This window comes from Clostridium sp. ZS2-4 (assembly GCF_026719745.1).
In the GTDB taxonomy this organism is placed as follows: Bacteria; Bacillota; Clostridia; order Clostridiales; family Clostridiaceae; genus Clostridium_H.
The window spans coordinates 116592-128924 of record NZ_JAPPRQ010000011.1 but is presented as its reverse complement, the minus strand read 5'-3'; the positions used below and the strand labels follow the sequence as shown (position 1 = coordinate 128924).

Here is a 12333-nt window from a genome sequence, read left to right as displayed (position 1 = left end):
TTTTCCCTCCTTAAAGTTTCTTATAAATAAACGTGGAAGCTTTCTCAAAACCATAGTCTTTATAATTATATATACTTTCTGTTGCACCTACAAAAAGCAGTCCCCCTTGTTTCAGGGATGCACTGAATTTTTTATAAATTTGGTTTTTCACATCTTGATTAAAATATATAACTACATTCCTGCAAACTATCAAATCAAATCCTTTTTCATAATTATCAAGTATCAGGTCGTGTCTTTTAAAAGTTACCATACTTTTTATTTTTGGATCAATAATATATTTATCGTTTATTTGCTTAAAATATTTTTGCAAATACTCATCTTTTACATTTTTTATCTCCGAAGACACATATTCACCTTTTTTAGCTCTTTGTAAAATATTATTATCTATATCAGTCGCTAAAATACTATGTCTGCCTTTTACTTTCAAATTTTCTAAAATCATAGCAATTGAATATGGTTCAGCACCTATTGAACATGCAGCACTCCATATTTTTAAATTCTTTTCTTTAGGCAGTAATTCATTTTCTATTTTATTTCTAAGTTCTTCAAAAATCTCAGGATTTCTAAAAAATTCCGTTACATTTATGGTTATAAAATCTAAAAACTTCAGTTTCTGACTTTCATCTTTCTTCAGAAGATTTACATACTCATCTACAGTACTTACTCCAACCCTAGACATTAAGCTTAGTATTCTTCTATGAAGTTGATTTGATTTATAAGCAGATAAATCTATTTTAAATTCTTTTAAAACCCACTTTTCAAAATTCTCTAAATCCATATTTTATCTCCTAGCTTATTTAGTATTTTTTACTATTGCTGATGCAATATCACCAATAGGAAGTACTTCATCAACTTTACCTGTTTCATATGCTGCCCTTGGCATACCATAAATTGTACAAGTAGACTTATCTTCTGAAATAGTTATACCTCCACTATTTTTGACTGCTACTATACCTTGAGCTCCATCTTTCCCCATACCAGTTAGGACTATTCCTAAGACATGTTCTCCATAAACCTTGGCAGCAGATATAAATAATTTGTCTACCGCTGGCCTAACACCCCATATTGGTGTTTCTGTATTCAAGTGAATTCTTTTATCCATACCAACTTCCATATGAAATCCACCTGGTGCTATATATACAACATTTTTTTCAACATTTTCCCCGTCTTTTGCCTCAACCACTTTAATTCTACTATTAGAATTAAGCCGTTCAGCAAAGGCTTTAGTAAACCCTACAGGCATATGTTGGACAATGAACACTGGAACCCCTATATCTGCCGGAAGTTCAGTGACCACTTTATATAATGCCTTAGGTCCTCCTGTTGATGAACCTATAACTACAGCATTTATCTTTTTATTTTTTTCTGGCAGACGTTTAGGTTTATACTCTTTTTTCAAAGCAGTAGTTCTATCACTATGAACAGCTTTACTATAAGCCAGTTTGATTTTACTTATAAGCTCTTCTCCAACCTTTTCAATATCTAAAGATATAGAACCCGAAGGCTTAGCAATAAAATCAAAAGCACCCTTCTCTAAACATTCCATTGTTAACGCTGTACCACGTTTTGATATGCTGCTGAGCATTATAACTGGTATATTGTAATTTTCTTCTTTCATTTTATCTAGAGTTGTTATACCATCCATTTTAGGCATTTCAACATCTAATGTAATTACATCCGGTTTTTGAATATTTAATTTATTTAATAAATCCTCGCCATTTCTACATGTATTAATTACTTCCATTTCATCATTGGAATTAATGATATCTGAAATGATTTTCCTCATTAAAGCTGAATCATCAACTACAATAACCTTTGTTTTATTCAAATTATAATCACTCCATTATATTTCTTTTATTCCCATACCTACTGTTTTAATTTGAACAATTCCTCTTTCAGTATCAAAAATCATAGTTCTTCCTTTGTTGCCCCCTGTTTCTTCACTTAATATAGGAATTAAAAGTTCTTTTAGAACTTTTTTTACTGAAGCACTATTTCTATTTCCAATATCCATAATCATACTCTTGTCTGAAAAATTAAACATAGAAGCCCCACCTGCTATTTTTGCTACCAAATTTCTTTTAACAGCTCCCTCTTTCTTCATTTTTTCTAATAGTAAAGGAATTGCCAAATCCGCAAATTTCATGGGATTATTAACCTTACTAAATTGAGTACTGTCAGGAAGCATAATATGTGCAAGTCCACCTATTTTCTTGCTAGTATCATAAAGTACTATTCCTATACAAGACCCCAATCCAACTGTTATAAGCTTTTTTGGTGGTGAAGCAGTATTTAAATCTGCAATTCCAACTCTAATTTCATTATTGTTCATAAGCAACACCTTTATCTTAAAATTAATTCTTTTTCTTCTTGTGTCAATATAGTTGCAAGATTTAAAAAGATTATTATTTGTTTTTTTATTTTTATTAAGCCCTTTATATATCTTTTAGATATTCCAGCTACAATTTCAGGTGGTTCTTCAATATTTTCAACTTTTACATCGCAAACTTCTGAAACCACATCAACAATTATGCCTATTTTAGTTTCTTCTTGTTTTGCCACTATAATTTTTGCTTCTTCTTCACTCTTATCATGTGGTATATTAAATTTTTTACATAAACTCATTATAGGTAGTATATGTCCTTCATAATTTATTACTCCCTCGATAAATTGTGGAGAATCTGGGAGTTTTGTTGGCTCTTCATACCCTAGAATTCTCTCTACCTCCATAATATCAGTGGCATAATATTGATCATTTATGTTAAATATTAAAACCTTTATTTCCTTTTCACTCATTATAATCTACCTCCTTATAGTACAAATTTATCTACTATAATTTCACCTTCTGAATCTAAATATGCATGAACATCTTTACTTGCAGTATCTAAAACATATTCCTTTTTTCCTACAATAAAGCAAGTGTTTTGATAAGCAATATCGGCCCAAATATTTCCTTGTGGTTCAACAATTAATTTAGTAGATACTCCTCCTTCGCTTCCAACTTTCTTACATTTAATTTTATTTTTTGCTTTTATTACACCACCCCTTGCAACACTTGTTGGAGTTATAAACTCTACACTTTCATATGCTATAATTTTTGAAACATACTCACCCTTGCCGGAAATTACGATATTCCCAGAACTTGTTAAAAACGAATCTTGACAATAACTTATTTTCATATTTACAGGAGCAATTGAAGTCCCTCTAAGCATTTTAATAATAGAATCAATGAATTTTGTTAAAATATTCAGCTCAGAAAAATTCTTTATGCTAAGTGGTGCACACCCAATAAGTTTTTGCTTAATTACACTTGCCAATTTTTTTTCTTCACTGTTTTCAGTGGCTTGTACGATTTCAATATATTCCTTACAAAATTCAATCATATATTTAAATTTATTTTCAATAAGCACTTTTATTATTTCACCGTCATGTATATTTTCTCCAAGTAGCTTATGTTTTTTTACACGCTCTACTGTTTTGATCAGTTCTACTAAAGCTGAATTTAATTTTTCTAAATCCTTAATCTTTCTAAGATTACTTACATCTTCTCCTCCACTGCTTATAGTAGAATTAATTATATTTCCTAATATCTCCAAATCTCCCTTTGATGATATTTTAGCACATTCTACATTTTTATTAATAAACAAATCATGACCTGCACTAATTTGCATTCCTTCCTTAACATTTCCAGAGACAATTATATCCCCTACAAATTCAATATTTCCTGTTTTTATATCTACATCACTTTTCACTTCATGTACTTGATGAACACAAAACAATTGCCCTTTTACCGATGGCTTTCCTTCAATAGTAGCAACTATAGTATTAGGATCTTTAAATTCACAGCCTTCACCTGCCTGAATAGTAATCTTTTTGCCTGGCTTATATTTTTTCAAAACACCTTTGACATCTACACCATCTTTTCCCTGTTTACCTTCATATCTTTCTGCAAGAACTTCACCATCTTGAACTGTTTTAACATATCCTATACACTTATAATCTATCTTTCCATGATCGTCTTCTTTTAATGCTTTAGTTTCACTTTCAGTTTTAAAAGTAATCTTAATTATATCATCTGTACCATGTATAGTTTCTTCTCCTTGTGCTATTAACAGCTCACCTATATTTTCCATATTAGTACATTTTTCTATGTTTTCTTCTATTATACCAGAATTTATTCCATTTGTGGTTAGTTCTTCTTTAATTTCTTGTGATGTATATGGTTTAGGATATACTTGCTTTATAATTTCTCTTTCTGGCTTTAACTCCAAATCCACTGATGAATCTTTAAGTGTATATATATTTTGTGGAATATACTCAATACTTATAAAAGCTTTCATCTTATCTGGACTTATACTTATATTCATTCTTCTTTCAGCGGTGTTTTCATGGAAAACCACCTCTATATCGCTGTCCTCGTATACCTCTTTTTTATACTTAACTTCAGTATTGTCAACCCTAACTATAATTTCATTATTAGAACTTATAGAAGCTGGTCTTCCACCTTCCTTAGGATTTTTAACAATTATCTTACCATTCTCAACTCTTATACTTCCGTTTTTATTTTCTTTTACTTCTTTCTCAAACTGTACTGAAATAGAAATCTTTTTTTTAAAAAATCCTTTCTTTTCTTCAATTATTTTATATTTAATGTTTTCTTTTGCAGTATTTAATTGGGAACTTGCTAAGTCTAAACATTCTTCCAAAGTTTTACCTGTAAAAATTTGTTCACTCAATTAATTCACTCCCCAGTCATTATACTTATATGAAAAGTATACCATATCTTGATATAGTATTTTAATAAATTATCGTCTTTTTCTCTGCATACTTTAAGAAAATTGTTCAACAAATTTCTTATTAGACACGTTAAAATAAAATTACATTCTGTTTCTATTTCATTTTAATTTCCGCTGCTTTTTCTCCATATCCTTTATTTCCGTATTCCACTCTTATTTTTGATACTTTTTCCATATTTGTTATTATAACCGGTGTTATTAAACTTTTTGCCTTTTCATCAACAATAAAATTATCGAAGGTAATAAGCAAATCTCCCTTTTTAACCATATCTCCTTGTTCAACATAAGCTATAAAACCTTCACCATTTAAATCTATAGTATCAATTCCAATATGAACAAGCACTTCCACTCCTTGTTCACTTTTAATTGCTACGGCATGTTTAGTAGGAAACAATACTGCAACTTCACCATCAATTGGAGCAAAAACTTTGTTATCTATTGGAACAACAGCAAAACCATCTCCCAGTATTTTCTCTGCAAAAACCTCATCGGGAACATTTTCTAAAGCTATAATTTCACCATTCACAGGATTTTGAACTTTAATAATTGAATCTGTTGACTCTACTTTCTCTATGTTTTCAATCGATAACTCATCTACAGCATCTCTTTTATGAAGTCTTATATCATCCAGTATAAACTTTATATCGTCTCTTATCTTTTCTGCTTCTGTTCCAAATATTGCTTGAATATTATTACCCGCTTCCCAAAATCCTGCTGCACCTAATGCTTTTAAAGTTGGCTTATCTACTAATGAAATATCTTTTAAACTTAATCTTAATCTTGTTATACATGCATCTAATCCTAAAATATTATTTTCCCCGCCTATTGCCTCTAAAACCTTAACTCCTTTAGAAATCCCCTTCACTTCAATTGGCATCACACTATGTTCTCCCATTTTTTCTCTCCCCGGTGTCATTATATTCTTAGCTTTAATTGCAAAATAAAAAACACCAAAATATGCTGCAAAAAAACCTATACCTACTGGCCACAAAAGCCATGGATGTCCTGCAAATTTAAAGCCTAATACATAATCTATTGCTGATGCTGAAAAAGTATATCCCAATCTTATATTTAACAAACTGGTTATAATACCTGACACAAAAGCTGCTAGTACATGGAAAACAAATAATATAGGTGCTGCAAATATAAATGAGAATTCAATAGGTTCTGTTATACCCGTTAAGAATGATACGAAAGCTGCTGATATCATCATACCTGCAATTTTCTTTCTATTTTCCCCTTTTGCTGCCGCTATTATAGCAAGTGCAGCTCCTGGCAGACCAAACATTAACACTGGATATTCTGCTGCCATAAACACTCCTGCTGTAGGGTCACCATGAAAATATCTAGCTGAATCTCCAAAATATCTAACTCCATTAACTGTAAATTCACCAAATTGAAATAAGAAAGCTGGATAATACATATGATGAAGTCCTACTGGGATAAGTAATCTTTTCCCTGCCGCATAAAACGCAGGACCTAAAACCGAAGCACTTACCTTCTGTGCAAAGGCATCTATACCATTTTGAATTGGTGGCCAAACAGTTACTCCTATCACTGCAAATACAAGAGCTGCTACTGAAGTTATTATAGGTACAAATCTCTTTCCACCAAAAAAGCCCAACACCTTAGGAAGCTTTATATTATGATATTTGTTATAAAGTACTGCTGCTATAAGCCCTATCATTATTCCTCCAAAAACACCCATATGTATTGTTATATTAATTCTAGCACCAGTTGCTTCTATTACAGCTTCTAATATTAATTGTCCTAATACCGCAGCAAGAGCCGCAACTGCTTCTCCTCCTGAAAATCCTATTGCAACTCCAACTGCAAAAATAAGAGGCAAATTACCAAATATAGCATCTCCAGCGGTTGCTAAATTTTGAAATACAATTCCATATCTACCTAGCAAGTCATTTTGACCTATTCTTAATAAAAGTCCAGCTGCTGGTAAAACAGAAACTGGAAGCATTAAAGATTTTCCTATTTTCTGAAGCACAGCAAAAATCTTTCCACCATTATATTTATTCATATTTATCTTCCTCTCATTCTCTACATTTATAATACAACATAAGAAAACACGAGCTTAAAGACACAACTTATTCCGGGTGGTCTTTATGGCTCGTGCCTGATCAAACAGTAACACAACTCTATTTTTCAGAAAGTCTTCTTAAATGAAGAGCAATATATCCAATTTCATCTTCTGGAACTTTCATCTGAAAAATATCTTCAATTTTCAATGCTACTTTTATTGCTACATTATATTCGTAAAACATTTCCTTTTTTATACTGTCAAGCAATTCGTTCTTTATAGTTTTTTTATCTTTAATTCTCTCTAACATAAAATTTATATGTGTTAAAGTTCTTATATATTCAAAGGAATTTCTATCAATTTTTTTCTTAAGCAACTTTTGTATTAAATCCATTATTTCTTTTACTTTTTTAGCATAAACTAAAGATTTACTCACATCCTGTTCCATTATGGCAGCCCTGATGTGCAAACAAATAAATCCTACTTCATCTTCAGGTAATTTATTATCAAATCGTTTATTTATCATTTCCAAAGCCTTATAAGCAATTTCAAATTCTTTTGGATATAATACCTTCAATTCATTAAAAAAAGGATTTTCAATTTTCACTCCATTTGCTACTCTTTGTAATGCAAAATTGATATGATCTGCAAGAGAAATATGTATGGCATCATTTAATTTAGCCTTTAACTCTTTTTCACACATAGATATTATTTCTTCCGAAACACCAATAACTTCATTATCTACTTTTTCAAGTAATCTTTCATAATTATGACCACTTTCTCCTTTTTGCTTTACAAAAACACTCTTTATTCTATCTTGTGGTATGCTCATGCCTTTCTTTAAATCATATCCAATAGCTTTTCCAACTAAGATAACTTCCTTATTATTATTTTCTGCTATGACTACATTATTGTTTAATATTTTTTTTATTACATACATTAATCCTTTTCCTCCTACAATGCAGAACAACAACTTACTCTTCTTTTATGTAATTTTCTATAATTTTATCATAACCTTTTTTTATTTGCTGTACAATAATATTTCCAGGATTATATCTATTATTTTCCACTAAGCAAATTGGTAAGACTTTTGGAGATGTACCACTAATAAATAAAGCATCTAATTGATCTATCTCATTATATTTTATTTTTTTCTCTATAACTTGCAAACCTAAACCTTTACAAACATATAAAATATACTTTCTTGTTATACCTGGAAGAACATGCTCAAGAGGAGAGGTATATACGTTATTACCTTTAATCATAAAAATATTTGATCTGCTGCCTTCTGTTATATAGCCGTCTTTATCTACTAAGATTACCTCGTATACTCCCTTTTCTTTAATTATTTTATTTGTAGTTTCTCTCAAATTCATATTTATAACTTTAGCATTTGGGTTTTCTCTTTCCGCATTATACAGTGCAACAGAAACTCCATTTTTATACATACCCTCTGTGGGATAATTGTGTTTAATAAAGTATACTAAAAAAGTCTTTTTTTCATCTCTATTATTAAATATAATCTTTACATTGCCTTCAAACACATTGTTTTCTCGGCAAAGTTTCTGGATTTTATTTTCAATTTCAATCTTATTCATCCAAAGTTCTTTCCCTATGACTGATGCTGAATTTTCAAGTCTTTCCAAATGATCTTCTAAAAAAAGAGGCACTCCTCTAATTATTCTTATAACCTCATATAAAGACTTACCTTTATTCAAAAGTTCTTCTTTAAATTCATCACATGATTTTACTTCATCATTTAAAATGAATTTTTCTCTAAAACATTCAGGCATAATCTTCCCCCTTTTACTTCCATTTTAATATTTCAATTTTATCTTTGTTTTTGCTATGCTTTCCCTTATAATTTATCAAGTAGGGTTTTCCAACTAATCTAAACAAAGGCAAATCTGAAAGCGAATCTGAAAACATGTAAGATTCTTTAAAATCCACATGAATATTTTCTTTTTCCAAAACTTCTTTTAATCTTCTAACTTTTTCCTCACCTTTACAGTTTTCTCCCTCTATTATACTCCTAAATATGCCATTTTCACACCTTAATTTCGTTCCAATAATTTTATCAACTTCTTTTATACTATATAACTCATTTAAATATATTTCAGGTGAAGCTGATATTAAATATATCTTATACCCTTCATTTTTTAATTTTTTAATGGTATCTATAGCATCCTCGTAAAGAATTTTACTTAATCTTTTTTCATAAAATTCTTTTACCAGCTTTTGCATTTGTTCTTCATGAATACCTTCCAGAAACTTTCCAAAAGCTTCTTTTGCCTTTCCTGCATCATAAATCTTAAATAAATAAAAAAATGCAATTTTTAAACTTCTTGGCATATGCATTATTAGTCTTGGATTTTTTATCATCATAAATAAATATAACTCAATAAAAGTTTCTTTTTTAGTAAGAGTAAAATCCACATCAAATATAGCAAGCTTCTCCATATAACCACCTCTATTTTATTATATCTCTATTTTATTATACCTCTATTTTATTATACCTCTATTTTAAAAAAGTCGATGCAAACGCAACGACTTTTTCTTAATTACTATTCTTAATTACTATTCTTCTTCACTTTCCAATAAGCTTTCATAATAGGCTGTAACTTCATTGAATTCTTCCTCATCTGGAACAACAAGCTCTCCTTCGTCACCCTCACCAATAACTTTAAATAAATATACTGAACCATCTTCTGGATTTTGTACAAGAGCATATTCATTTTCTTTATAATCAAATCCATCTACTACTTCACATAAAATTACATTACCATTTTCATCTTCTAATTCTACTGTAAGCGCTTCGTGTTCATGTTCTCCACATTCGCATCCACATCCACAATCTGTTTCTTCTTCGCATCCGCAATCATGTAATTTTTCCTTATCCATTTTATACCTCCTAAGATATTCTTTTAATATTTGAATACTTCATACTGTAACAGTAATATTTCTATTTTAACCTTAAATGACTAATAATAAAAGCATTTTTTGTATTTTTTTTAGGAAATAAAAAACATGCAGAATTTTCCCTAAAACTCCACATGTTAAAATACTATATAAATTCTAAAAAGTTCTCCTAATATTTTTCATCATTCTTCTAATTCCTTTTCCCATCCTTCTCATGACTCTCATACTCCTCATCATGGTATCTTCATCTCCTTTCTTTATCTTTAGTTTGCGTAAATAATACAAATCTAAACTAGTGATTTGATGCCATGTGAGAATATACCATTACTTGAAGCTTTTTCTACTTCTTATTATAACAATGAAAGTTACTATACTTAATGTAGCTAAAAGAAAACTTAAAATAACAGCTCCTATTGTTAGAAACTTAGCCATCAATAGAGAAACATGATACTGCGAACTCATATTTAAAAATTCCTGTGATAAATTTTTAAATACTGTGAAAAAATACTTTATCCATATGACAGATACTGAAAGAGCTAAAGGTAAAATTCCAAGTGAAATGTACATTCCACTTTTTTTTCCAACTTTAACACCATGTATCCCCATATAAATTGGTATAATAAAAATCAAAGGAAGTAAAGCTCCAAAATATGGCGGAGATAAGGTTAAAAACAAAGCAGAAACTAATGTAATCAGTAAAGCTATTTTACTAATTTCTTTTTCTCTATTCATAATCGTCCTCTCTGTAATATCTTTATCTTTTATTTTGATGCTTCAACAAAGACGTTAAAGTTATACCACAAAATCCTAGTATCATTGTCCAAAATACTCCCATAAAAATTGCACCATTAGAAGACATACTCACACCTCCAACCGAAAAGTCTCATTTTATCTTTTAATAATGATAGAGTTACTTTCTAGTTCATTACCATATACCTTTTTGATACTTCTGTAAGTTCCTATAAACCCTAAAGCAAATACTGTAATTAATACAATTCTAGCTCCAATAACCCAAGGAATTAACTCAGGTGTACCAGCTACAAAATCAGGTATTAACTTAAAATATCCTTGTTTAATATAATCTCTAGTTGATCCGATTAAAAGTAAAAGAATTGATATTGGAGTAACAAATTTTATAACTACATTATATACCCAACTTGGAACCTTCCAATATGAACCTCTGTTTATTTCATCTAAGAAAGAATCTTTCATTAACCATCCAGTTACAACAATTTCTACGAATCCCATAACTACCAAGAAATAAGTTCCAACCCAGTTATCTATTTCTGAAAAATATGCAAAACCAGCTGTCTTAGTAATTATCTGTTCAAGACCTACTGGAAGTCCAACTATAATATACAAAGCAAAAACTAAGATAGATGCTCTTTTTCTAGTGAATCCCATATCTTCTTCTAAAATAGCAACTAAATAATTGTACATTGCTATTGCTGAAGTTACACCTGCACAGAAAAGCAATAAAAACCATAAAGTTCCCATTACTCTACCACCACTTACTGCTCTAAATATATTAGGAAGTGATATGAATGTAAGACCGATACTTTGACTTAACCCTTCTGCTCCTAAAAATGCATAACATATAGGAATAACTATGGTTCCACCTAATATTACTTCTGCAAATTCATTAAGTCCAACTGTTGTTAATGCAGATAAGACAATATCATCATCTTCTCTGATATAAGAAGCGTAGTTTTGTATAATCCCCATTCCTATTGACAATGTAAAGAAAATCTGTCCACTTGCTGCTAATGCACTTTGCCAGCTTAACTCGCTCCATCTAGGTGACCACAGATAATCCAATCCCTTTAAAGCTGACCATTCTGGTTTAACAGGAGATCCAATTGTAAGTGATTTAAATATTAATATAAATCCAAAAACATAAAGTATAGGCATCATTAACTTAGCCCAAGCTTCTATACCTTTTTGTATACCTCTAGTAACCGCAAAAGCTAAAAATCCTAAACTGATAATCCAGAATACAAATACAGGTCCAGGACTTGTAACATAGTTAACAAAGAAATCTCCTGTTGACATGCTTGTATCCATTGCTTTTCCTGTAGCTGTAAACACTCCATATCCTAGGGTCCATCCTATAATATGATTATAATATGAATTTACAAGCACAGTAACTCCAATTACAAACATTCCACAAATAGCACCTAATATAGCTGCTCTCCTAGGTTTTATCTTTTCTCTGGATTGAAGATATACCATATATCCTATTGTCCCATGTCCATATTTTCCACCATATCTACCCTGCATCCATTCTACAAGAATTATAGGTATTCCCAATAAAAACAATGCAATAACATAAGGCACCATGAATGCGCCTCCACCGTTTTTTGCAGCCTGGTACGGAAATCTCCAAAAATTGCCAAGCCCAATAGCATTACCTGCCATAGCTAAAATCAAGCCAAGTTTGCTCCCCCAATTTTCTCTTTCCTTCATATGATTGCCTCCTTAAAAAGTATTATAACTAATATAAGTACATTTAGAGTTTATAATATCAAATTTATCGAACAATTGCAATACATTATATGCATTTATTCATTTTTTATATTTATT

General features: G+C 30.3%; 12 protein-coding genes. All 12 read right to left on the bottom strand.

All coding sequences use genetic code 11. The features are described from left to right. Positions 1-10 precede the first annotated feature (10 nt). The gene (locus OIO11_RS01755; protein ID WP_268069614.1) at positions 11-778 is read right to left on the bottom strand and encodes a CheR family methyltransferase; all 768 of its coding nucleotides are present in this window, start codon (positions 776-778) and stop codon (positions 11-13) included. A 15-nt stretch (positions 779-793) separates the two neighbouring features. Next, positions 794-1828: a protein-glutamate methylesterase/protein-glutamine glutaminase gene (locus OIO11_RS01750; protein ID WP_268069613.1), complete on the bottom strand. Its 1035-nt coding sequence runs from the start codon at positions 1826-1828 to the stop codon at positions 794-796. 15 nt (positions 1829-1843) lie between these two features. Next, on the bottom strand, positions 1844-2332 hold the full coding sequence (locus tag OIO11_RS01745) for a chemotaxis protein CheD (RefSeq protein WP_268069612.1): 489 nt from the start codon (positions 2330-2332) through the stop codon (positions 1844-1846). Between the two features lie 11 nt (positions 2333-2343). Further along, entirely contained in the window at positions 2344-2796 is a 453-nt protein-coding gene (locus OIO11_RS01740) for a chemotaxis protein CheW (protein ID WP_268069611.1), read from the bottom strand. A 14-nt stretch (positions 2797-2810) separates the two neighbouring features. Further along, positions 2811-4736: a DUF342 domain-containing protein gene (locus OIO11_RS01735; RefSeq protein ID WP_268069610.1), complete on the bottom strand. Its 1926-nt coding sequence runs from the start codon at positions 4734-4736 to the stop codon at positions 2811-2813. Positions 4737-4890: 154 nt separating this feature from the next. After that, positions 4891-6831 carry a glucose PTS transporter subunit IIA gene (locus OIO11_RS01730; protein ID WP_268069609.1) on the bottom strand — a complete coding sequence of 647 codons (1941 nt, stop codon included), beginning with the start codon at positions 6829-6831 and terminating at the stop codon, positions 4891-4893. Between the two features lie 118 nt (positions 6832-6949). Continuing rightward, positions 6950-7771: a PRD domain-containing protein gene (locus tag OIO11_RS01725; RefSeq protein WP_268069608.1), complete on the bottom strand. Its 822-nt coding sequence runs from the start codon at positions 7769-7771 to the stop codon at positions 6950-6952. Positions 7772-7805: 34 nt separating this feature from the next. Continuing rightward, positions 7806-8624 (bottom strand): aminotransferase class IV, encoded by an 819-nt coding sequence (locus tag OIO11_RS01720; RefSeq protein WP_268069607.1) that lies wholly within the window; start codon positions 8622-8624, stop codon positions 7806-7808. Positions 8625-8637: 13 nt separating this feature from the next. Beyond that, complete coding sequence (locus tag OIO11_RS01715) at positions 8638-9291, bottom strand: HAD family hydrolase (RefSeq protein ID WP_268069606.1); 654 nt, start codon at positions 9289-9291, stop codon at positions 8638-8640. 117 nt (positions 9292-9408) lie between these two features. Beyond that, positions 9409-9732 carry a DUF1292 domain-containing protein gene (locus tag OIO11_RS01710; protein ID WP_268069605.1) on the bottom strand — a complete coding sequence of 108 codons (324 nt, stop codon included), beginning with the start codon at positions 9730-9732 and terminating at the stop codon, positions 9409-9411. A gap of 342 nt (positions 9733-10074) precedes the next feature. Continuing rightward, a complete protein-coding gene (locus OIO11_RS01705) occupies positions 10075-10482 on the bottom strand; it encodes a hypothetical protein (protein WP_268069604.1) in 408 nt (135 codons plus the stop codon). 156 nt (positions 10483-10638) lie between these two features. After that, positions 10639-12216 (bottom strand): sodium-dependent transporter, encoded by a 1578-nt coding sequence (locus tag OIO11_RS01700; protein ID WP_268069603.1) that lies wholly within the window; start codon positions 12214-12216, stop codon positions 10639-10641. Positions 12217-12333 lie beyond the last annotated feature (117 nt).